The organism is Bradyrhizobium sp. SZCCHNS3052, assembly GCF_032484495.1.
Classification (GTDB): domain Bacteria; phylum Pseudomonadota; class Alphaproteobacteria; order Rhizobiales; family Xanthobacteraceae; genus Bradyrhizobium.
Genome location: NZ_JAUETB010000004.1, coordinates 183,915 through 206,188 on the forward strand (window position 1 = coordinate 183,915; position 22,274 = coordinate 206,188).

The following is a 22,274-nucleotide window of genomic DNA, read 5'->3' on the forward strand; positions in this document are numbered from 1 at the left end:
GCGCGTCCGGGCCCGTCATCACGCGCTGCCAGTCCATGCGCCATCGCCCGATACTTCAATCATGACTCTGGCTCTGACAGCCGATCCCATTGCCTCGTTCCTCGTCACGGACCAACCCATGTTCATTTCGTTGATCGCCCCAGCGCGCGCGCAAGCTCCGGCCGGCGCGTCTCGCCCGTCTCTCCGGCTGCTGACTCTCGTCCTGATCGGCCTCGCCGCCGCGCAGTCCGCGGCCGCCGATGAGAGGTTCAGCTACGACGCATCGAAGCCGATGCAGTTCTTCCACGCCGGCGACGCAATTGCAACGGCTGCTCGTGGATTGCGGCCGAGGGCACCATCCAGCGCGACACGCCGGAGGTGTTCCGGCAATTTCTCGCCAAAGGCTGGAGCGGCTACGAGGTCGTGCTCAATTCGCCTGGCGGCGATCCTGCGGCGGCGATGCGCCTCGGCGAGATCATCCGCGAGCAGAACCTGCATACCTCCATCGGCAAGACCACGGGCCGGTTTGATCCCGAGGGCAATCGCATCAACACCGTCGATGGTGGCCAGGACCCGGGCCATTGCGCGTCGGCTTGCGTCTGGGCGTTTCTCGGCGGCGCCCGCCGTGCCGCCGGCGACGGCGAACTCGGCGTACAGCAGTTATATGATCCCGAGACGATCAAGGATCCGCAGGCCAAGACCGCCAGCGCCCTCGACCGCGCCGCCGACCAGGCGATGATGGGTAACTTGATCAGCTACGTCATCCGCATGGATGCCAGCCCGAAGCTACTGGCCCTGGCCGCAGCGCAGACGCCGTGGCGCGAGATCAGTTGGCTGAAGCGGCAGGAGATCGTCGAGCTCGGCATCGACACCAGCAAGGACTATTCCAGCCCGATGACGGTCGAGCCGTTCGGCGCCGGCGGTTCCTATATCGAGATCATCAGCCGCACGACCTTCGCGAGCTTCCGCCATCGTCTGTATTGCCGGGGCGACGCCTCCAACGTCTACCTGGCGATGATTCCAATCTCGAAATACGACAGCAGGACGTTTGAGGCGACGATGCGGGGCATCATGGCGGAGCGGTCAGTCGACCTGATCAGCGATTCCGGCAAGCGGAGCTTCCCGCTCAAGCTCGCTGCCATCGAGTCTGCGCCGCTCGGCTTCCAGACATCGGTTCAGATGGTCGGCGCGACCATGGCTGATTTGCAGGCGGCCAAGCGCATCGAAGTCTCCTACGACGGGCTCGGCAAAGTCGATTCCGAGATCGTCATGGGGCTGCAATTCGACCTCGCCGGTGACCGCCGCAAGATCGGGATCGTCGCGCGGTCTTGCGTGAAGTGAGCGTCGAGGCTCTCCCGCTTCGCCTGGCGCACAACTGCGCAAGCATCGCGAAGTACTGACGAACCGGTGGTTGGCGCCCGCCGTCCGGGCGCCCCGATTGGCGAAAACGGCCGTTGGCTCAGCGTCATTCGTCGCTCGTGCAATAGATCGAAACTTCGATGCCGATGCCGGCCTGGCCGGCAGCTGCTGCCAGCCCAGCCGGAATCTTCAAGGACGTCGCCGCCAGTGACGACGGAAAGGCCACCGCAATGTCCAGGACCGGCGATCCGATGCGGCCGCAGGCGTTCAGGTGTCGCAAGGTGTCCCTTACCGACTGCACGCAACCGATCGCCGCGGCCCATGCATCGGGTTCATCCGCGATGTCGATCTGGGCGTAGGCCGAGGTGCCATCCCCGGATGACTCGTAGCGGCTGAGCCGGCCTCTCAACGCCGCCTCCAACTCGTCGCGCGACAGCGTGGCGCTGGGGATGCGGATCACGATGCACAGAGGTCGCCGACCAGCCATGGTCACCCCTGTCTTCATCATCGTTCGGCGCCTTGCCAGCCGTCGATCGCGATCAGCTGCCTGACGAGCGCGCCGCCGCCGAAGCCGCGATAGACCTCCAGCCGGTCGTCATGAGAGAGGACGAGTAGCTGGCGTCCAGGCTTCGCAGTCAACACCGCATCCCAACCGAGATCGAGCGCGAAGCCGATCAGCTCGGACAGCAGCGCCGCTTCGCCTGCCTCGAGCCAGTGGCCCGGCGCGTCGTACAGCCGGCGGGTCTCGCCATGCGCGGTCCGCCAGCGCCGATAACCGTGCCATCGCTCGTCATGGGCGTCGTGCTCGCCGTAGCCGTCGCCGCTCAGACTGAACAGGAACAGCAGCGTCGCCTCGGACATGGCTCCGGCCGCTTGCGCGATCGCATTTGCAGCGGCGGAATAGTCGCGCCTGCCGCTCTTGTAATAGAGAATGGATTTGGGCCCGTCGTGGGAGGCGACCTCTCGCCCGAGCCTCTGCTCCAGCGCACGCGTCTCGGCGCGCGGCAAAAATCTCATGACGCTCGTCCCACCTAAACCTCTCGGTGACGCCGGACCAGGATCATGCCGGCCTCCGGCGCGTCATAATGGGTCAGGCCCTGCCGGTCCCAAACGATCATGACACTCCGTTGCAGATAGGCCCAAGCCTGTTCCGGATAGTCGTCGGAGTATTCGCGGGTGTCGATCGAGCAGACGACCCTGCGGCGATCCGGTGCCGTTGGTCTCCAGCACCAGCAGGAATTCCTGCTCATGCTCCTGATGATGCAGCACGTGGACGCGCTCGTCGAGATGCGCGATCAGCGACGTGAAGTCGGACTTCGATTTCAGGACGAGATCGAGATTGAGGAAGTGCGACAGTGCGGCCATGGGTTCACGCAGATGACTGCGCGCCAGGGGCGCAGAGTGTTTCGCTGTTGATCATCGTACTTGGCCCCAGACGACATCGAGTTCTTCGAATAGATGGCGCTCGACGGGATCGGCCGCCTTGTCCGGGAGCTCGCGAACCTGTTTCAGGTAGGAGCGGATCGCATTGCGCTGGGTGTCGGAGAAGCCTTCCCAGAATTGAAGCCAGACCGGCCGGTCCGTCCGGCGCCGACGGCCCGCCGGCAGCAAGGAGTCGAGTGCCCAATCCAGATAGCTGGTGTCATTGAGCACGCCGACCAGCAGCGACGGCAGATAGTAGCGGAACGTATCGGGATGCAGAAAGCACCTCACGGATGAAGGGTGACCGATCATCAGCCAGTCGTAGAGCGTGACGTCGGTCCAACGCCGTTGCGCCAGCCGCCCGACGAGTTCGTGGGGGATGTCGCCCCCTGCTTGCGCGCCGCCTTCGATCCAGAACGTATCGGGCAGCGGCTCTGTCGGAAAAGCTGTCCGCATCAAGGTGGATAAATCGATGATCATGGCTGGTCGGCTTGTGTGTCGTTCGGCGCGGCAGCGGGGCGGCTGTTGCCGACCGTCGCGTCGGCAACGTAACTCGCGCAGACGCACAACATCGTACCAAACGACCGACAATTTGAGCGATTTTCGCCTGGGCGGGCGACGCCGCCAACCTCTACATGGCGATGATTCCGAGCTCGAAATATGACAGCAGGACCTCTGAGCCGACGCGGCGCAAGATCGGCATCGTCGCGCGGTCCTGCGTGACGAGAGCGCCGGCGTCGAAGTCTGGGACGACGAGCAGCAGCAGTGTAGTCGCGGTTCGCCGGCCAAGACCGGCGAACGCTCGGACGACCTATCCCTTATACCCCATCAGCAGCCGCGGCAGCCACAGCGAGAAGGCCGGCACGTAGGTCACGAACATCAGGGCGGCGATCAGCGCGGCGTAGAACGGCAGGATGGTGCGCATGACCGCGCCGACCGAGATGCCGCCGATGGCGCAGCCGACGAACTGCGTGGTGCCGACCGGCGGGGTGTTGAGGCCCAGCGCGCAGTTGATCAGCATCAGCATGCCGAACTGCACCGGATCCATGCCCGCCTTCATCGCGATCGGCAGGAAGATCGGGGTGCAGATCAGGATGGTCGCCGCCATGTCCATGAACGTGCCGAGCAGGAACAGGATGACGTTGATCAGCAGGAAGATCATCCAGGGCTGCGTCGACACCTTGCTCATCAGGTCGCCGGCGAAATCGGCGACCTCGTACAATCCCATCAGGTACTGGAACATGGTGGAGACGCCGATCAAGAGCAGCACCACGCCGGTCGTCTTGACCGCCTTGGCGGCGGCCCGCAGGAAGTTCTGCAAGGTCATCGTGCGGTAGATGAAGAACGTCAGCAGGATCGTGTAGGTGACCGCGACGGCCGCGGACTCGGTGGCCGTGAACACGCCGGACAGGATGCCCGCCAGGATGATGCCGACGATCAAGAGGCCGGGCAGCGCCGCGGCGAACGAGCGGAACACCTCCGCCCAGCCGGGAAACTTGCCCGCGGGATAGCCGCGCTTCACCGCGACCGCGTAGGCCGCGACCAGCATGCAGACCATCAGCACGAGCGCCGGCAGAAGACCGGCGGCGATCAGCGCGCCGATCGACACCTTGCCGCCGGCGGCGAGCGCATAGATGATCATGTTGTGGCTGGTCGGCATCAGAGCGCCGACCAGCGAGGCGTGGGTGGTGACGTTGACGGCGTAGTCGGTGTCGAACCCTTCCTTCTTCATCATCGGGATCATCACCGCGCCCATCGCCGACACGTCGGCCACGGGCGAGCCGGAGACGCCGCCGAACAGCGTGCAGGCGACGACGTTCGACATGCCGAGCCCGCCGCGGATGTGACCGACGAGATTCTTGGCGAGCTGCACGATCTTGTCGGCGACGCCGCCATGCAGCATCAGCTCGCCGCTGAAGACGAAGAACGGGATGGCGAGGAACGAGAAGATGTTCATCCCCGACATCATCTGCTGGAAGATGACGGCAACCGGCAGGCCTTCATAGAGGATGGTGCAGATCGCCGAGAGGCCGATCGCAAACGCAACGGGAACGCCGAGGACCAGGAAGCCGAAGAAGGTGACGCCGAGAATAATCAGTTCCATGAGGGGACGACCTCTTCGCCGCGCAAGAGAGCAATGATGTGCTCGATGGAAAACATGACGATCAGGATTCCCGAAGCGATCAGCGGCACGTAGCGGACGACTTCGGGCAGGCCGAGATTGGCGATCTTCACGGTGCCCACGGAGGCGCCGAGGATCCAGCCGTTGTAGGCCATCGCGACGCCGAACATCGCGACCAGCACGTGGATGACGAGCTCGATCTTTTCCCGCATATGATCCGGCAGCATCACGAGGAGGCTGTCCATGCCGATATGGCCGGCGTCGCGAACGCCGACGGCGGCGCCGATCAGCGTGACATAGAGGATCAGGACCAGCGCCAGGTTCTCGGTCCAGGTCGGGCTGGAGTTGAGAACGTAGCGTCCGAACACCTGGTAGAAGACGATGGTGACGATGACGAGCAGGCCGGCGACGGACAGATACATGCCGACGCGCGCGATGACGGCGTTGATCCGCGAGAGCAGGCCGGTCGACGGACGTCCCTCCTGCTGCTCGTGGTCTCCGACATGTGGATCTGTCATTCCCGTCCCTCCCCTGGCCTGAGTCCGGTGCCGCCGCACGGCGACGCCGGACCCGGTCCCTATTTTATGTGGTTCTTACTTGGTGTCCTGGATGCGCTTGACGAGGCTCGAGAGCTTCTCGTCGCCAGCGAACTTCTGGTACACCGGCTTCATCGCGTCGACGAATTCCTGCTTGTTGGCGATCGTCACGACCTGGACGCCAGCGGCCTCGACGGTCTTGCGGGAGGTCTGCTCGCGCTCGTCCCAGAGCTTGCGCATGACCGGCACGGATTCCTTTGCCGCCTTGCGGATCATCGCCTGATCCTCCTTGCTCAGCGTGTCCCAGACCTTCTTGGACATCACGAGGACTTCGGGCGCCAGCGAGTGCTCGGTGACGTTGTAGAACTTGGCGGCCTCGAAGTGGCGCGAGGATTCGTAGGACGGCCAGTTGTTCTCGGCGGCATCGACGAGGCCGGTCTTGAGCGCGGTGTAGACCTCGCCATAGGGCATCGGGGTCGGGTTGGCGCCGAGGCTCTGGATCATGCCGACCCAGAGGTCGGACTGCTGGACGCGGATCTTCAGGCCCTTGAGGTCGGCGAGCGACTTCACCGGCGCCTTGACCGTGTAGATCGAGCGCGCGCCGCTGTCATAATAAGCCAGGCCGACCAGGCCGGCGGGCTCCATGGCCGCCAGGATCTCGTCGCCGATCGGCCCGTCCAGGACGTTGCGCATGTGCTGCGTGTCGCGGAACACGAAGGGCAGGCACAGCGCGACGGTCTCCGGCACGAAATTGTTGAGCGGCGAGGAGTTGATCCGCATCATGTCGAGCGCGCCGATCTTGAGCTGCTCGATCGTGTCCTTCTCGGAGCCGAGGGCGCCGTTCGGAAACACCTTGACGCCGAGCTTGCCGCCGCTCGCGGCAGCGAGCTGCTTGCCCATGAACTTGACGGCTTCGACGGTCGGATAATCGGCAGGGTGCACGTCGGCGGAGCGGAAATCGCGCGCGGTCGCCAAAGGCGACGAGACCGCCAGCACAGCGGCCGCAATGATACCTGTAAGTGCCTTCATCTTGGCTTCCTCCTCAATTGATTATGTCGTTGTTGGGCAGATGCTGCAGACCGCCTTGGGTCGCTGCGCTCCAGATGCGAAGTCCTGCGACAATATCACGCGTAGGGCCAGTGGCTATTTCTGTCCAAGCCAAAGGCGGCATCGATCAATGCAAGAGTTGCATCGATCGATCGGGTGCGATCTGGCGCGATGCAACCAGCGGGTCGACCGCCCTCAATGACGACGGCGCCGCCTCGAACGGCCGCGGAGACACTGCCGGCGCCACCTCAGATGCGATCACTTGAGATGCGATCACTTGGCCCTGTCCGGCCCTTGCGCCCGGGCGGCGGGGCTGGCATTCCCACGGCTGATCTCCGGACCGGCCCGGCGCGTTTGCCGGTTGGTTACCAGCGCCGGGCTACAGCCGGTTCCCGAGCGCTTCCCGCGGCGTTGCTCCGGCCCGTCGCGTCCGATTTCGATTCGACGAGGTTTTGAGAGCCATGACCGTACGCCTGCACCGCGGCGACCTGCCTGATCTTTCCCGCTATACCTCGTCGGTCGCGATCGACACCGAGACGATGGGGCTCAATCCGCACCGCGACCGGCTGTGCGTGGTGCAGCTGTCGCCCGGCGACGGCTCGGCCGACGTGGTGCAGATTCCCAAGGGGCACACCGACGCGCCGAACCTGAAGGCGCTGCTCGGCAACCCGGACATCACCAAAATCTTCCACTTCGCGCGCTTCGATGTCGCGGCGCTGTTTCACGCATTCGGGGTGATGCCGCAGCCGGTCTATTGCACCAAGATCGCCTCGCGGCTGGCGCGCACCTATACCGACCGCCATGGCCTGAAGGATCTCGTGCGCGAGCTGCTCAACGTCGATCTCTCCAAGCAGCAGCAGTCGAGCGACTGGGGCGCCGAGCAGCTCAGCGAGCCGCAGCTCGCGTATGCCGCCTCCGACGTGCTGCATCTGCATGCGCTGCGCGAAAAGCTCGACGGGATGCTGGCGCGCGAAGGGCGGTTGGCGCTGGCGCAGGCCTGTTTCGCGTTCCTGCCCCACCGCGCGACGCTCGATCTGGGCGGATTCGAGGCCGAGGACATCTTCGCGCATTCCTGAAGCCGGCGAATCGCGGGCGCGTTCACGATCATTAATGTCTCGTAATGATCGCAAGCCGCCCCGCGTCGCGATTTCGCGCCAGTTCCAGGCTGCAATGGTGAAGGCGTCCATGGTAGGATGGGCGCTGTTTCGCGCGCCTCCCCGTGTCCGTCGGAGCCCTGGTGAACTCGGTCCACAACCCCGCCTATGACCCCACCCTGCAGGCGCGCTTCGCGGTCGCGGCGCGCCACAGCCGCTTCGTGCGCGTGCTGCGGGTCGCGGTGCCGGCGGCGGTGGGACTGGCGATGGCGGTCGTGATCGGCATCGCGCTGTTCAATCCGTTCCACATGGAGATCAACACCCCGAATCTCACCGGCAATCTCGTCATCTCCGGCCGCAAGATCACGATGGAGACGCCGCATCTGACCGGCTTCACGCCGGACCAGCGGCCGTATGATCTCGTCGCCCGGAGCGCGGTGCAGGACCTCACCGATCCCGATCACGTCGAGCTCAACATCCTCCGCGCCAAGGTGCTGATGGAGGATCAGTCGACGGTGACCTTGAAGGCGAATACCGGCGTGTTCGACACCAAGCAGCAGCAGCTCGAGCTGACGAAGGATATCCTGCTGACGACGTCGACGGGCTACGAGGCGCGGCTGAGCCGGGCCTCGGTCGACATGGCCAAGGGCACCGTGAGCTCGGACGAGCGCGTCGACGTCAAGCTCACCAACGGCACGCTCTCCGCCGACCGCCTGCGCATCACCGACAATGGCGAGGTCATCCGCTTCGAGGGCAATGTGATGATGAACCTCGACAACATGAATGCCGCTCCGGCCACGACGGCGAGCGCCGATCCCGGCCGTCCGGCCCGCAACGTGAAGTGACCTCATGACCACGTGCCGTTTCATTCCCGTAGCGATTCGCGGCGCCGGCTTCGCCGCGCTGGCGTTGCTCGCGCTTGCCGACTCATCGCAGGCGCAGAGCGCGACCACCGGCGTGCCCAACGCGCTGCAGGGGTTCTCGCAGAATCGCGACCAGCCGATCCAGATCGAGGCCGCCGCGCTCGAGATGCGCGACAAGAAGAAGGAGGCGACCTTCACCGGCAACGTCAAGGTCGTGCAGGGCGACACCACCATGACCTCGAAGTCGCTGGTGGTGTTCTACGACGGCGGCGCCCAGCCGGGCGGCGCCAAGGCGACCAAGGCCACGCCGGCGGCGACGCCTGGGCCGGACGGCAGCTCGGCGATCCGCCGTCTCGAGGCGCGCGGCGACGTCAAGGTGACCCAGAAGGACCAGGTCGTGACCGGCGAGACCGCGGTCTACGACACCAAGACCAACATGATCTCGATGCAGGGCGGCGTGGTGCTGACGCAGTGCAAGAACGTGATGCGCGGCGACCGGCTGACGGTGGACATGACCACCGGCGTGTCGCGCGTCGAATCCGACAGCGGGCGCGGCGTCCAGGTGCTGCTGCCGCAGGCGGGCGCGGGCGCGGGCGCCGGCGGCGGCTGCGGTCCGTCGACGGCCTCGGCTCCGGGCAGCGCCGCGCCGCTGCAGCTCGGTCCAGGCAAATCGAAGTGACTTCAATTATTTAGCAAAACGCCGGCGGCCCAGTTGAACCGCGCCGCTGCTGCCTCTATCTAGCGAGCGGGCGGTTCTGTCGCAGGGCCGATGCAACGGGAGGCCGTGGAACCCGTTGCGTGGCTGCGAAAGAGTGATGCCGGACACGATTGCGATCTTGCGATCGGTCGCCTGCGTGGCGACCGCGACTTCGCCGTCAGACGACAAACTCCGAAGCGCGGCCTGCCGCGCTTTGGCCGGCCTCGCGCTCCCTGTGATCCGCGAGAGGTGAGATGCGTTCGCTCGCGGTGAGCGGGCGAGCCAGCGCTGCGGTCGATGACGGGCAGCCTCGAAGGGCGTAAGCGAAGCGGGGATGGTGGATCTACTCGGCATGTTTCGTGGGCGTCCCGCCAAGCGCGGCCAGCGAGGCTCCTCGCGCCGGCGCGACGACATCACAGCCATGGACGATCCGTTCGGCAATTCCTACAGCGATGATCCGCTCGCCGCGCTCGCCGACTCCGTGCGCGATGAAACGGTGCCGCGCATCAATCCGCGCTCGCCGCAGAACACCGAGCAGATCCAGCGCAAGCGGCCGGCCTCGCAGCCGACGCCAGCCAGGCCGCGCAACAATGGCGCGGGGGGCGGTCCGCAACTGCTGCGCCGGCCGGGCTTCCTCGCCGTGCATTCGATCGAGAAGAGCTTTGGCAGCCGCCAGGTCGTGCGGGGCGTGTCGATCTATGTCCGCCGCGGCGAGGCCGTCGGCCTGCTCGGGCCGAACGGCGCCGGCAAGACCACCGTGTTCTACATGATCACCGGCCTGATCAAGGCCGATCGCGGCGCCATCGAGCTCGATGGCCATGACGTCACGCGGCTGCCGATGTATCAGCGCGCGCGGCTCGGCATCGGCTACCTGCCGCAGGAGGCCTCGATCTTCCGCGGCCTCACCGTCGAGCAGAACATCCGCGCCGTGCTCGAAGTGGTCGAGCCCTCGCGCAAGAAGCGCGAGCGCGAGCTCGACGCGCTGCTGGAAGAATTCACCATCACGCGGCTGCGCAAGTCGCCGTCGATCGCACTGTCCGGCGGCGAGCGTCGCCGCGTCGAGATCGCCCGCGCGCTGGCGACGCGCCCGAACTACATGCTGCTCGACGAGCCGTTCGCCGGCATCGATCCGATCGCGGTCGGCGACATCCAGCAGCTGGTGCGCCATCTCACCAACCGCGGCATCGGCGTGCTCATCACCGACCATAACGTCCGCGAGACGCTCGGCCTCACCGACCGCGCCTACATTGTGTACGCGGGACAGATTCTCACCGAAGGCAGCCCGGAGGAGATCGTCGCCGATCCCGACGTGCGCCGGCTGTATCTCGGTGAGGAATTCCGGCTGTAGGATTGCCGACGCGGTATTCGCAGGCTTTTGTCGCGACCGCGACAGGCGACGGAACCACTACGATCAACGCTGTTTCCAGCGAGTCCTCGCGGGCCGGTAATGGCGTCTTCCGCGCGCGCCATACTCCGTTTTTCTTATTCGTCAAGCCGTGTACATCGCGCGCGGATTAGGATAAGCAAGAATTGGACCAGTAAGGGAATGTTCTTGCTCCCATGGCGTTGACGCAGAGATTAGAATTCCGCCAGTCGCAGTCGCTGGTGATGACGCCGCAGCTGATGCAGGCGATCAAGCTGCTGCAACTGTCCAATCTCGACCTCTCCACGTTCGTCGAAGAGGAGCTGGAGCGCAATCCGCTGCTGGAGCGGGCCAGCGACGGTCCGGAAGCGCCGGTCGCGGGCGAGCAGCAGATGTCCGAGCGCGCCGAGTTCTCGGAAGGTGGCGAGACCGGCGGCGACGATTTCGGCGAGGCCGGCGGCAGCGGCGGCGACAGCTTCGAGGGCGCCCAGGAAGACTGGATGAGCCGCGATCTCGGCACCCGTACGGAGATCGAACAGACGCTCGACACCGGACTCGACAACGTGTTCTCCGAGGAGCCGGCGGAGGCCGCCGCGCGCAATGCGCAGGACGCCGCGCCGACCACCTACACCGAATGGGGCGGTGGCGCCTCGGGCGACGAGGACTACAATCTCGAAGCCTTTGTCGCGGCCGAGACCACGCTGTCGGATCATCTCGCCGAGCAGGCGGCGGTGGCCTTCACCGCGCCGGCCGACCGCATGATCGGCCAGTACCTGATCGATCTCGTGGACGAGGCCGGCTATCTGCCCGCCGATCTCGGCCAGGCCGCCGACCGCCTCGGCGCCGAGCAGGCCGACGTCGATGCGGTGCTCGGCGTGCTGCAGACCTTCGATCCGCCCGGCATCTGCGCCCGCAATTTGAGCGAATGTCTCGCGATCCAGCTGCGCGAGCTCGACCGCTACGATCCGGCGATGCAGGCGCTGGTTGAGCACCTCGATCTCCTGGCCAAGCGCGACTTCGTCGCTCTTCGCAAGCTGTGCGGCGTCGACGACGAGGACCTCGTCGACATGATCGGCGAGATCCGCAGGCTCGATCCGAAGCCGGGGCTGAAGTTCGGCACCACGCGCACACAGACCATGGTGCCCGACGTCTACGTGCGCCCGGGTCCCGACGGCGGCTGGCTGGTCGAGCTCAACAGCGACACGCTGCCGCGCGTCCTGGTGAACCAGCACTATTACTCCGAACTGTCGAAGACGATCCGCAAGGACGGCGACAAGTCCTACTTCACCGACTGCCTGCAGAATGCGACGTGGCTGGTGCGCGCGCTCGATCAGCGCGCCCGCACGATCCTGAAGGTGGCGACCGAAATCGTGCGCCAGCAGGACGGCTTCTTCACCCACGGCGTCGCGCATCTGCGGCCGCTCAACTTGAAGGCCGTTGCGGATGCGATCCAGATGCATGAATCGACCGTGTCGCGCGTCACCGCCAACAAATACATGGCGACGAATCGCGGCACGTTCGAGCTGAAATATTTCTTCACCGCCTCGATCGCATCGGCTGATGGCGGCGAGGCGCACTCGGCGGAAGCCGTGCGCCATCACATCAAGCAATTGATCGATGCGGAAGATCCCTCCGCAATTCTCTCCGACGACACCATCGTCGAGAAGCTGCGGACCGCCGGCATCGACATCGCCCGCCGCACGGTCGCGAAATACCGGGAGGCGATGCGGATCCCGTCCTCGGTGCAGCGCCGCCGCGACAAGCAGAGCATGCTGGCGCATGCCCTCTCGGCTCCCGCCAGCGCCGACCGCACCCGGGATGCCGCGTCAGTTTGACCGCTGCGCAAGATTGCGCCTTAACCAAATAGGCTTAGTGTCATACTTGGTTCACATGAATCGAGGCGACACATGACCCTGCGGATTTCCGGAAAGAGCATCAGCGTCAGCGAAGCGCTGCGTGGGCGCGTCAGCGAGCGCACCGACGAAGTCTTGCGAAAATACTTCGACGGCAACTATTCCGGCCATGTCACGCTCTCCAAGGACGGTTTCGGGTTCAAGACCGATTGCGCGCTGCACCTCGATTCGGGCATCACCCTCGAGGCCGAATCGAACGCGCCGGACGCCTATGCCAGCGCCGACCAGGCGCTCCTGATGATCGAGAAGCGCCTGCGCCGCTACAAGAGCCGGCTGAAGGACCGCTCGGGGCGCAAATCCCACGCCGCCAATGCGGCGCTCGCCAATCTCGACGGCGCGGTGCTGGATGCGCCGAGCTACGTGATCGAGGCGCCGGCCGAGGGCGACGAGGAGATCACCGGCTACAGCCCGGTGATCATTGCCGAGAACACCACGGCGTTGAAGCGCCTGTCGGTGTCCGAAGCCGTGATGGAGCTCGATCTTTCGGGCGCGCCCTGCATGGTGTTTCAGCACGGTTCCAGCGGCCGGGTGAACATCATCTACCGCCGCGCCGACGGCAATATCGGCTGGGTCGATCCGCCGGCGGTGAAACCGTAGCCGCGCGGACGCCTTCCAGGGATCTCCCGGCGGCACGAAAACCGGTTCCCGATCAGGTGGTTGGCGGACCGGTTGCGACGTCACGCCACGGCAATGAAGGGATGCGATCAAGCGGTTGGGGCGCTGGCGCCTTCAGGCCGCCACGCTCCGGCGATCTTTAAGGATAGGCTGCGGGAACGCGCTTGCGGGTGTTGGCACGGCCGTTGCGTTGGGGTAGAAGCCCACCCATCGGACACGGGTTAAGCCCGCCTGCCGCCTCAGCTTCTTGACGCCGGTCTGTCCCGACCTATTTCGCACCCTGACGGTTCAATCACCTCGGAACGCCCTATGCCGATTACCGATCTGGTCGCACCCGAGGCGATCGTGCCGGCTTTGAAGGTCATCAGTAAGAAGCAGGCGCTGCAGGAGCTTGCCGCGCGCGCGGCCGCGCTGACCGGGCAGAACGAGCGCAACGTGTTCGAAGTGCTGCTGCAGCGGGAGAAGCTCGGAACCACGGCCGTCGGGTATGGCGTCGCGATTCCCCACGGCAAGCTGCCGAAGCTGGAGAAGTTGTTCGGCCTGTTCGCCCGGCTGGAGCGGCCGATCGATTTTGAGGCCATGGACGGCCAGCCGGTCGATCTGGTGTTCCTGCTGCTGGCGCCGGAAGGCGCCGGCGCCGACCATCTGAAGGCCCTGGCGCGGATCGCCCGGCTGCTCCGCGACCAGGATGTCGCCAAGAAGCTCCGTGCCTCGCGCGACGCCCAGGCGATCTATTCGGTGTTGGCGCTGCCGCCCGCTTCCGCGGCCTGACGTCGTATCGCGCCGCCCTGCAAGGACCGACAAAGCCTGCTGGCGAGCCTCCGCGCGGCCCCGAATCCGTTCGTCCGCGCGGGCGTGTGCAACGGCGTCGGCTCGTAGCCGAACTCGACGACGAGCTCCTGGAATGCCTCGCTGCGGAGCAGGTCGAAATGATGCGGCATCATTCGCTCCTTGTAGATGCCGACCTTCCGGCCGCGTCCCGACGACGTCAGGCCGCGGCCGAGCACATCGAGCTCCGCGGCCGTCTTGCGCGGAAGTCCCAGGTAGTCGCAGATGCGGTTAAGGACAGGAAACGACGACCGCGCCACATCGTCGATCGCGAGCTCTGAATAGAGCTCTTCGAACTTCACGGTCAGGCAGGCTGGCGAGTCCAGCCAGCTCATGAACTTCTTGATGCCCGATCGGGGCAAAGAGAGGAGGGTCGATGTGATTCGGGAGGCGTCATCGGGGTGAGCGGCCGATCCGGCCGACCGCAGATAGGCGTTCCACTTCCGCATCTTCGGATAGGCCGCCGAGTGGTAGACGAAGTCGACCCAGCTCACGACGATGTCGCGGGGGTCGCGGACGATGAACAGCATCTTGTGTTCCGGTCTGCCCAGGAGGTATTGCTCGAGATACGGACAATACTCGGTGTGCGAGGCGCAGGAGTAGCCGGAGCGCAGGGCCGACGCCCAGAGCGGGGCCGGAAGCGCGCGTCCGTAGTCGAGCGAACCGTCGGGATTCAGCTTGCTGATCGATGACGTGTAGGTGTGATAGCCGACATCGACATGACCGCCCAGCGCTCTGACGAGTTCGACCAGCAGGTACGTCCCCGCTTTCGGCACGCTGTTGCAGATGACGTAGTAAGGGCTGGGCCCAGGCGGAGGACTGTCAAGAAAGACGTGCCGGTTGGGTAGGGTCCCGAGCGCAAGCTCTCGAAAGACGCCTGCATCAAGCCGTGATCCATGCATCTGCCATCCCTACACATGCTCGTCACACATCGGACTAGCGCGTGCCGCAACAGGGACAACTTAAGGATTAGACACCTTCGCCTTAAACCGGGTCGGATTGTATCTGGTTGTCAAATTGACCGTTCCGGACATCGACGGAAACAAATTTCTCAAACGCACTTCAGCAGCCGCTTCGTCCTTGGCCGGCTATCGCAATGATCTCGCCATGTAGCGCACCGTCTTGGCGCCGCCATGGATGCCGGCCGTCGCCAGCGGCGCGAAGCCGAGCGCAGCATGAAACGCGTCCGACTGCGGATTGGGCGGATCCAGATTGACCTCGCAGACGATGCGGTCGTGGCCCGCCGCGGTCGCCTCCCGAATCAGCTCCTCATAGAGCTGCCGCGCCAGGCCCCGGCCGCGGGCGGCCGGCGCCACCACGATGCGGTCGACATAGACGAACCGATCGTAGCGCGCGCGAAACCAGCGGTGATTGGGATTATCGTAGACGGCGGCGTGGTCGAGCGCGATCATCAGCGCATCGGCCCTGCCAATTCGCCAGGCCAGCCATGCCCGATCGAGCAGTTGCAGGAGCGTTTCGGGCGTGAGCCACGACAGCTCGGAGGCATGCGCATTGTTGAGCGCGAGCAGTGCGTCCGCAAGCGCAGGATCTGCACGCAGTCCGGCCGGGCTCATGGGTGTCGTCATCAAGGTCATGCGCGGCCATCGTTACGAGCAGAAAAAAGGGCCGTCCCCGTTTCCGGGGACCGCCCTCGTGTCAGTCCGTGAGCTGCATGCTCCTCATGAGCATCGCGTCCCAATGAGCGTTGAGTCTCACGAGAAGCGGCCGTTGTCAGCGCTGCGGCTCGGCCTTTGCGTCAGTGGACGCTCACGGCCTGGAGTTCGTGACTCCACGCATTCGCAATCGCCGCTTCGCGGCTGTCGGTGAGCATGATCGGCGTGCCGTCGGCGGCATGCAAGGCGAACAGCTTCAGTCCCGGTGCGATGTGCGGCGCCTGCGGAAACAGTCCCGGTACGTCCTCGGAGCGGATCTGCTTCACGTAAGCGATGTGGCCCTCGCCCAAGGTCGCCAGCGACTCCAGGGAGACGGGGGATTCCGACGCAACATTACCTTCAGTCATGGTCTCGACTCCTTCTGAGACTCAAGCGGTCGAGTCCGCTACTCGTTCCATCAACCATTATTCGTGTTCATTGATCGCTATTGTCTTAACGATCCGCTCAGGCTCTGGCCTGGCCAGATCGACCGACAACAGCCCGTTCTTCAGGTCCGCACCAAGCACATGCATTCCCTCCGCCAGCACGAAGGTGCGCTGGAAGTGGCGCGCGGCGATGCCGCGATGAATGTATTGCCTGGTCTTGTCGTCCTGTTGCCGGCCGCGGATGACGAGCTGGTTTTCCTCAATGGTGACATCGAGTTGGTCGCGGGTGAAACCCGCCACCGCCAGCGTGATCCGCAGACGCTCGGGCTGGCCATTGGTGCGTTCGAACCGCTCGATATTGTAGGGCGGATAGCCGTCGGCACCTTTGACGACGCGGTCGAGCACGCGCTCGATCTCGTCGAAACCCAGCAGGAACGGACTGGAGAGCGAAGGAACACGAGACATGGTTTACAAAGTCCTCTCGAAGCGACTTTGATGTATCAGGGCCCTGACGGCACCCCTTGAGCAGCAATATGGGCACGATCCGGGGCGCGTTCAAGCACCCCGAATGCGCCGGAACAGCCTGTCTGTGGAAGGGTTTAAACGGACAGCCGCTGACGGCCGTCGGCCGAGAACAGATGCAGCTTGGCCCGCGGCGCCACGGCGCGAATCCGTGCGCCGATCTCCGGCGCGGCGGTACCCGGCAGCCGCACGATGATGTCGTTGGCGGTTGCGGAGAGCCGGTCATCGCTGCCCGCGTCCTGGCGTGCGCCGTAGACATAGGTCTCGGCGCCGACATGCTCGATCGCCTCGACGCGAAGGTCGAGCCCGATCCCGCCCGCTGGAACGATGTCGCCAAGCTGGAAATCCTCAGGCCGGATGCCGAGCTGGCCCGCTTCTTGGGGAACCGCGTCGGCGCCGAGCAACTGGGCGCGCACGCCATCGGTCGGCATCAGGTTCATCGGCGGCGCGCCGATGAAGGATGCGACGAAGGTGGTGGCTGGACGCTGATAGATCTCGAGCGGATTGCCGATCTGCTCGACCTTCCCGCCGTTCATCACCACCAGGATGTCGGCGAGCGTCATCGCCTCGAGCTGGTCGTGGGTGACGTAGATCGCGGTGGTGTTGAGCCGGCGCTGCAGCTTGCGGATCTCGACCCGCATCGCGATGCGCAGCTTGGCGTCGAGGTTCGAGAGCGGCTCGTCGAACAGGAACACCTTGGGCTGGCGCACGATGGCGCGGCCCATCGCCACGCGCTGGCGCTGGCCGCCGGAGAGCTGGCGCGGCTTCCGCTCGAGCATGGTGCCGAGCTCGAGGATGCGTGCGGCGTCCTCAACCCGCGTCCTGATCTCCTTTTCCGCCATGCCGCGATTGCGCAGGCCGTAGGCCATGTTGTTGTAGACGGTCATGTGCGGATAGAGCGCGTAGTTCTGGAACACCATCGCGATGTCGCGATCCGCCGGCTCGATGGCATTGACGATGCGGCCGCCGATGTCGATCTCGCCCGAGGTAATCGTCTCGAGCCCCGCGACCATCCGCAGCAGGGTGGATTTGCCGCAGCCCGACGGCCCGACCAGCACGCAGAACTGACCGTCGCCGACGTCGATATCGACGCCTTTGATGGCTTCGAAGCCGCCCTGGTAGACCTTGCGGACGTTGCGGAGGGTGACGTTGGCCATGGCGGTTACCGATAAGGAGGAAGTGACGAGTGGCGAATGGCGAATAGGGAGTGGCGAATAGGGAAGGGCGAATGCATCCTCATGTTCGGATCTCCCTATTCGCCACTCGCCATTCGCTATTCGCCCCTCTCACTTTTCCGTCTCCACCAGCCCCTTGACGAACAGGCGCTGCATGACGACGACGACGAACACCGGCGGCAGCATCGCGAGCACGGCGGTCGCCATGACGACCGGCCACTCCGTCAGCGCGTCGGTCGTCGTGATCATCTTGCGGATGCCGATCTGGATCGTCTGCATGTCGTCGCGCGTCGTGATCAGCAGCGGCCAGAGATATTGATTCCAGCCGAGGATGAACAGGATCACGAACAGCGCCGCCATGTTGGTGCGCGACAGTGGCAGCAGGGTGTCCCAGAAGAAGCGGAACGGCCCGGCGCCGTCGATGCGGGACGCCTCCAGCAGCTCGTCCGGCACGGTCATGAAGAACTGGCGGAACAGCAGCGTGGCGGTGGCGGATGCGATCAGCGGCAGCGCGAGCCCGGCATAACTGTCGAGCATGTGGAGGTCGGCGACGATCTTGTAGGTCGGATAGATGCGTACCTCGACCGGCAGCATGAGGGTGATGAAGATGAGCCAGAAGATCGCCATGCGGAACGGGAAGCGGAAGTAGACGATCGCATAGGCCGAGATGATCGAGATCGCGATCTTGCCGACGGCGATCAGCAGCGCCATGACCAGCGAGTTCAAAAGCATGGTCGCAACCGGCTCGCGGGTCGAGCCGCTCGTGCCGACGAAGATCGTCTGATAGTAGGTCGACAGGAAGTGCCCGCCAGGCAGCAGCGACATCTGCCCGTTGGCGATGACCGCATTGTCCTGCGTCGAGGCGACGAATGCGAGATAGACCGGGAACGCAACGATCGCGATTCCGATCCACAGGATGACATGCGCGACGTAGCGTCGAATGCCTTCTTGCTCGACCATCAGTAGGTCACCTTGCGCTCGACGAAGCGGAACTGGATCGCCGTCAGCACGATGACGATGACCATCAGAACGACGGATTGTGCGGCCGACGAGCCGAGATTGCCGCCGAGCAGGCCGTCTGTGTAGACCTTGTAGACCAGCGTCTCGGTGGACTTGCCAGGACCGCCGCGGGTCATCGTGTCGATGATGCCGAAGGTCTCGAAGAAGGCGTAGACGATGTTGATGACCAGCAGGAAGAAGATGGTCGGCGACAGCAGCGGGAAGGTCACGGTCCAGAACCGCCGCATCGGCCGCGCGCCGTCGATCGCGGCGGCCTCGAGCACGCTCCGGGGGATGCTCTGCAGCCCGGCGAGGAAGAACAGGAAGTTGTAGGAGATCTGCTTCCAGGCGGCCGCGAGGATGATCTGCAGCGCCGCCTGGTCGCCGTCGAGCAGCGGATTCCAGTCGATGCCAACAGCGCGCAGATAGCGCGAGATCACGCCGAGCGACGGGTGGAGCATGAAGATCCAGAGCACGCCCACCACCGGCGGCGCCACGGCATAGGGCCAGATCAGCAGCGTGCGGTACAGCGTGACGCCGCGCAGCGGCTTATCCGCCATGACCGCGAGCAGCAGTGCGACCGACAGCGACGAGAGCGCGATGGCGAAGGAGAAGCCGAAGGTGCGGAGAATGGCCTGGAAATAGTCCGGCTGGCTGAGCAGGTCGGCGTAGTTCTCGAACCAGACGAAGCTCGTGGACAGGCCGAACGCGTCCTGCAGCAGGAACGACTGGATGACGGCCTGGATCGCGGGCCAATAGAAGAAGATCAGCACGATCGCGAGCTGGGGAGCGACCAGCACGAACGGCAGCAGTTTTGACTGAAAGATGGCGTTCTTCTGCATGGTCGGTCGGCGAACCGGCAGGCCGCGGGGCGGCCTGCCGGCTCATGGCCTCACTTCACGGCCGTCTTTTCGAACTGGCGCAGCATCTGGTTGCCGCGCTCGACGGCGGCGTCCAGCGCCTGCTTGGCGGTCTTCTTGCCGGCCAGAGCCTGCTCGATTTCCTCCGACCAGACGTCACGCAGTTGCACCATGTTGCCCAGACGCAGGCCGCGGGAATTCTCCGTCGGTTCCTTGTTGGTCAGTTCGAGCAGCGGCGTCTCCAGATAGGGCTGATCCTTGTAGAAGCCCTCGGCCTTGGCCTTGGCGTAGGCCGCCTTGGTGATCGGCAGATAGCCCGAGGCCTTGTGGATGTAGACCTGACGATCGGTGTCCGAGAGGAAGGTCAGGAACTTCGCCACGCCCTTGTATTCGTCCGCGCTCTTGCCGCCCATCACCCAGAGCGAGGCGCCGCCGATGATCGAGTTCTGCGGCGCGCCCTTGGCGTCCGGATAATACGGCATCGGCGCGGCGGTGAAGGCGAACTTGGCCTGGGCCTTGACGTTGCCGAAGAACGCCGACGAGGTCAGGTAGATCGGGCATTCGCCCGAGGTGAAGCGGCCCTCGCCGGTGTTGGTGCGGCCGGCATAGTCGTAGGTCTTGTCCTTCTGCAGCTCGACCAGGTTTTCGAGATGCTTGACCTGCAGCGGACCGTTGAACTCCAGCACGGTGTCGAAGCCGTCGAGACCGTTCGCCTTGCTGGCCAGCGGCACGTTGTGCCAGGCGGAGAGCTGCTCGAGATTGACCCAGGTGACCCACGAGCCCGAGAAGCCGCAGGTCGGATGGCCGGCCGCCTTCAGCTTCTTGGCGGTCTCGAACAGCTCGGGCCAGGTCTTCGGGATCTCGGCGTTGACCTTCTTCAGCTCGTCGAGATTGACCCACATCACCGTGGAGGACGAGTTGAAGGGGAACGACAGCATCTCACCCTTGGAGGTCGAGTAGTAGCCCGTGATCGCAGGCAGATAGCTCTTCGGGTCGAACGTCTCGCCGGCGTCCTGCATCAGCTTGTAGACCGGCTTCACGGCGCCGGTGGCGGCCATCATGGTGGCGGTGCCGACCTCGAACACCTGCATGATGTGGGGCGCATTGCCGGCGCGGAAGGCGGCGATGCCGGCATTCATCGTGTCGGCGTAGTTGCCCTTGTAGGTCGGGACGACCTTGTAGTCGGACTGCGAGGCGTTGAAATCGTTGGCGAGCTTGACGATGACGTCGTTGTTGGCGCCGGTCATCGCATGCCACCACTGGATTTCGGTCACGGCATGCGCAGGTGCTGCGGCGCTCAGGACCAGCGTGACTGCCGCAGTCGCGGCCGTCCAGAATTGGCGAAGTGACATTAAAGAATACCTCCCGTGAAACGTCATCGGCGTCGCGGCCGTAGCAGCGCGAGATGACAGTTTCGTGAATGTATAACCGGTTGGATCGTCAGCGGAAAGCGCGTTCATCGCGGCGGAACGCAGCGACTTGCGGGAGACGGCGCCGCGCCGGGGCGATGCCCCGGCCGGCGCTGACGGTGAGAAACGACAGGCTGATGGCGCCTCAGCGCTTGCGCTCGGCGCACACCGTGCCCTGGGACAGCAGCGCCTCGATCTCGCTCGGCGTGTAACCGAACTCGGTCAGCACCTCCTGCGCGTGCTGACTGAACTTCGGCGGGGTGGAGCGCAGGCTCGGCTTGGTGCGTTCGAGCCGGATCGGCGACGCGACGCCCTTGTACCAGTCCTTCTCGATGACATCGCCGCGGTAGATCGTGTGCGGATTGGTCAGCGCCTGGTCGATCTTCTGCACGGGTCCTGCCGGCAGACCGGCCGCGAGCAGCCGGTCGCACAGCGGCTCCGCCTCGAACTGGCTGAACACGGCGGCAAGCTCGGCGCGCAGCGCCTCGCGATTGGCGACGCGATCCTTGTTGCGGGCGAAGCGCGGATCGGTGCCGAGTTCGGGGCGGCCGATCTCCTTGGCGAGCTTGCGGAAGGTGCCGTCATTGCCGACGCCGATGAAGATATCGTCGGTCTTGGTCGCGAAGATCGCATACGGAACGAGGTTCGGGTGCTCGTTGCCGGTCAGCGACGGCGGCTTGCCATGCATGAAGTAGTTTGCGGTATGCGGATGCATGATCGCGAGACCGGTCTCATACAGCGTGACCTCGAGGAACTGACCGATGCCCGAGCGCTGCCGCTCCGACAGCGCCATCAGGATGCCGATCGCGGCATAGAGTCCGGTGGTGATGTCGACCAGCGGCACGCCGATCCGCATCGGTCCGCTCTGCGGCGAACCGGTCGCCGCGATCATGCCGGTCATCGCCTGGATGATCGCGTCGTAGCCGGGATTGCCGCCGCGCGGGCCATCCGCGCCGAAGCCGCAGATGCGGCAGTGCACCAGCTTGGGGAATGTCTCGCGCAGCGTGTCGCTGCCGATGCCCCATTTCTCCAAGGTGCCAGGCTTGAAGTTCTCGATCAGCACGTCGGCCGTCTCGAGCATCCGCATCAGCACGGCGCGGCCGCCCTCTGAGGCGAGATCGAGGCCGATCGAGCGCTTGTTGCGGTTGATCCCGACGAAATAGGCGGCGTCCTCATCGTGGAAGGGCGGACCCCAGTCGCGCACCTCGTCGCCGGCCGGCGGCTCGACCTTGATCACGTCGGCGCCGTGATCGGCCAGGATCTGCGTGCAATAGGGGCCGCCGAGCACGCGCGTCAGATCGATCACGCGCAGGCCGGCCATGGCGCCGGGAGCAAATTGGGGTGTCATCGGATGTCGCGAGGTTGGTTTCAGCTCGCGATCATTAAGCATTGCTGCGGCGGCGGCGCAAACGGGGGCTGCCATGCGGCAGGAC

At 64.9% G+C, this 22,274-nt stretch carries 24 protein-coding genes; 8 read left to right on the forward strand and 16 right to left on the reverse strand.

Annotated elements, in window-relative coordinates; all coding sequences use genetic code 11:
• Window positions 1-357: 357 nt before the first annotated feature.
• A complete protein-coding gene (locus QX073_RS15795; RefSeq protein WP_316226002.1) occupies window positions 358-1,320 on the forward strand; it encodes a hypothetical protein in 963 nt (320 codons plus the stop codon).
• Between the two features lie 124 nt (window positions 1,321-1,444).
• Here the strand turns inward: QX073_RS15795 and QX073_RS15800 are convergent, their stop codons facing one another.
• The 7 genes from QX073_RS15800 to QX073_RS15830 form a co-directional block, all read right to left on the reverse strand.
• A complete protein-coding gene (locus QX073_RS15800) occupies window positions 1,445-1,846 on the reverse strand; it encodes a hypothetical protein (protein WP_315716859.1) in 402 nt (133 codons plus the stop codon).
• A complete protein-coding gene (locus tag QX073_RS15805) occupies window positions 1,843-2,355 on the reverse strand; it encodes a hypothetical protein (protein ID WP_315716860.1) in 513 nt (170 codons plus the stop codon). Before QX073_RS15805 ends, QX073_RS15800 begins: the two co-directional genes overlap by 4 nt.
• A 63-nt stretch (window positions 2,356-2,418) precedes the next feature.
• Window positions 2,419-2,703 (reverse strand): hypothetical protein, encoded by a 285-nt coding sequence (locus QX073_RS15810; protein ID WP_316226003.1) that lies wholly within the window; start codon window positions 2,701-2,703, stop codon window positions 2,419-2,421.
• A 51-nt stretch (window positions 2,704-2,754) separates the two neighbouring features.
• Window positions 2,755-3,240: a DUF6714 family protein gene (locus QX073_RS15815; RefSeq protein WP_316226004.1), complete on the reverse strand. Its 486-nt coding sequence runs from the start codon at window positions 3,238-3,240 to the stop codon at window positions 2,755-2,757.
• A gap of 331 nt (window positions 3,241-3,571) precedes the next feature.
• Window positions 3,572-4,864, reverse strand: a complete 1,293-nt coding sequence (locus QX073_RS15820) for a TRAP transporter large permease (protein WP_315716864.1) — start codon at window positions 4,862-4,864, stop codon at window positions 3,572-3,574.
• A complete protein-coding gene (locus QX073_RS15825) occupies window positions 4,855-5,400 on the reverse strand; it encodes a TRAP transporter small permease (RefSeq protein WP_315716865.1) in 546 nt (181 codons plus the stop codon). Before QX073_RS15825 ends, QX073_RS15820 begins: the two co-directional genes overlap by 10 nt.
• Before the next feature lie 75 nt (window positions 5,401-5,475).
• Window positions 5,476-6,447 (reverse strand): TRAP transporter substrate-binding protein, encoded by a 972-nt coding sequence (locus tag QX073_RS15830; RefSeq protein WP_315716866.1) that lies wholly within the window; start codon window positions 6,445-6,447, stop codon window positions 5,476-5,478.
• A gap of 479 nt (window positions 6,448-6,926) precedes the next feature.
• Between QX073_RS15830 and QX073_RS15835 the strand changes: the two genes are divergently transcribed.
• The 7 genes from QX073_RS15835 to ptsN all read left to right on the forward strand — a co-directional run bounded on the left by QX073_RS15835 (window position 6,927) and on the right by ptsN (window position 13,781).
• Window positions 6,927-7,541, forward strand: coding sequence for a ribonuclease D (locus tag QX073_RS15835; RefSeq protein WP_315716867.1), 615 nt, complete (start codon window positions 6,927-6,929; stop codon window positions 7,539-7,541).
• 161 nt (window positions 7,542-7,702) lie between these two features.
• Window positions 7,703-8,404 (forward strand): LPS export ABC transporter periplasmic protein LptC, encoded by a 702-nt coding sequence (lptC, locus tag QX073_RS15840; RefSeq protein ID WP_315716868.1) that lies wholly within the window; start codon window positions 7,703-7,705, stop codon window positions 8,402-8,404.
• Window positions 8,405-8,408: 4 nt separating this feature from the next.
• Complete coding sequence (locus QX073_RS15845; RefSeq protein ID WP_316226005.1) at window positions 8,409-9,101, forward strand: LptA/OstA family protein; 693 nt, start codon at window positions 8,409-8,411, stop codon at window positions 9,099-9,101.
• A gap of 352 nt (window positions 9,102-9,453) precedes the next feature.
• Entirely contained in the window at window positions 9,454-10,467 is a 1,014-nt protein-coding gene (gene lptB / locus QX073_RS15850) for an LPS export ABC transporter ATP-binding protein (protein ID WP_315825670.1), read from the forward strand.
• 212 nt (window positions 10,468-10,679) lie between these two features.
• Window positions 10,680-12,317 (forward strand): RNA polymerase factor sigma-54, encoded by a 1,638-nt coding sequence (gene rpoN / locus QX073_RS15855; RefSeq protein WP_315825669.1) that lies wholly within the window; start codon window positions 10,680-10,682, stop codon window positions 12,315-12,317.
• 72 nt (window positions 12,318-12,389) lie between these two features.
• Entirely contained in the window at window positions 12,390-12,992 is a 603-nt protein-coding gene (gene hpf / locus QX073_RS15860; protein ID WP_315741249.1) for a ribosome hibernation-promoting factor, HPF/YfiA family, read from the forward strand.
• Window positions 12,993-13,319: 327 nt separating this feature from the next.
• The gene (gene ptsN / locus QX073_RS15865) at window positions 13,320-13,781 is read left to right on the forward strand and encodes a PTS IIA-like nitrogen regulatory protein PtsN (RefSeq protein ID WP_315716874.1); all 462 of its coding nucleotides are present in this window, start codon (window positions 13,320-13,322) and stop codon (window positions 13,779-13,781) included.
• Here the strand turns inward: ptsN and QX073_RS15870 are convergent.
• The 9 genes from QX073_RS15870 to QX073_RS15910 form a co-directional block, all read right to left on the reverse strand.
• Complete coding sequence (locus QX073_RS15870; protein ID WP_316226006.1) at window positions 13,742-14,614, reverse strand: hypothetical protein; 873 nt, start codon at window positions 14,612-14,614, stop codon at window positions 13,742-13,744. The two genes, ptsN and QX073_RS15870, sit on opposite strands and share 40 nt — an antisense overlap.
• A 312-nt stretch (window positions 14,615-14,926) precedes the next feature.
• Window positions 14,927-15,433, reverse strand: a complete 507-nt coding sequence (locus QX073_RS15875; RefSeq protein WP_315716876.1) for a GNAT family N-acetyltransferase — start codon at window positions 15,431-15,433, stop codon at window positions 14,927-14,929.
• 161 nt (window positions 15,434-15,594) lie between these two features.
• Window positions 15,595-15,858 carry a DUF1150 family protein gene (locus QX073_RS15880; protein ID WP_009026315.1) on the reverse strand — a complete coding sequence of 88 codons (264 nt, stop codon included), beginning with the start codon at window positions 15,856-15,858 and terminating at the stop codon, window positions 15,595-15,597.
• 57 nt (window positions 15,859-15,915) lie between these two features.
• Window positions 15,916-16,341: an Hsp20 family protein gene (locus tag QX073_RS15885; protein WP_006613108.1), complete on the reverse strand. Its 426-nt coding sequence runs from the start codon at window positions 16,339-16,341 to the stop codon at window positions 15,916-15,918.
• 134 nt (window positions 16,342-16,475) lie between these two features.
• Window positions 16,476-17,555: a sn-glycerol-3-phosphate import ATP-binding protein UgpC gene (locus QX073_RS15890; RefSeq protein ID WP_316226007.1), complete on the reverse strand. Its 1,080-nt coding sequence runs from the start codon at window positions 17,553-17,555 to the stop codon at window positions 16,476-16,478.
• Between the two features lie 129 nt (window positions 17,556-17,684).
• The gene (gene ugpE / locus QX073_RS15895) at window positions 17,685-18,533 is read right to left on the reverse strand and encodes a sn-glycerol-3-phosphate ABC transporter permease UgpE (protein ID WP_316226008.1); all 849 of its coding nucleotides are present in this window, start codon (window positions 18,531-18,533) and stop codon (window positions 17,685-17,687) included.
• Window positions 18,533-19,414 carry a sn-glycerol-3-phosphate ABC transporter permease UgpA gene (gene ugpA / locus QX073_RS15900; protein WP_315716879.1) on the reverse strand — a complete coding sequence of 294 codons (882 nt, stop codon included), beginning with the start codon at window positions 19,412-19,414 and terminating at the stop codon, window positions 18,533-18,535. Before ugpA ends, ugpE begins: the two co-directional genes overlap by 1 nt.
• A gap of 50 nt (window positions 19,415-19,464) precedes the next feature.
• On the reverse strand, window positions 19,465-20,784 hold the full coding sequence (gene ugpB, locus QX073_RS15905; RefSeq protein ID WP_316173508.1) for a sn-glycerol-3-phosphate ABC transporter substrate-binding protein UgpB: 1,320 nt from the start codon (window positions 20,782-20,784) through the stop codon (window positions 19,465-19,467).
• A gap of 202 nt (window positions 20,785-20,986) precedes the next feature.
• On the reverse strand, window positions 20,987-22,189 hold the full coding sequence (locus QX073_RS15910; RefSeq protein WP_315825665.1) for a CaiB/BaiF CoA-transferase family protein: 1,203 nt from the start codon (window positions 22,187-22,189) through the stop codon (window positions 20,987-20,989).
• Window positions 22,190-22,274 lie beyond the last annotated feature (85 nt).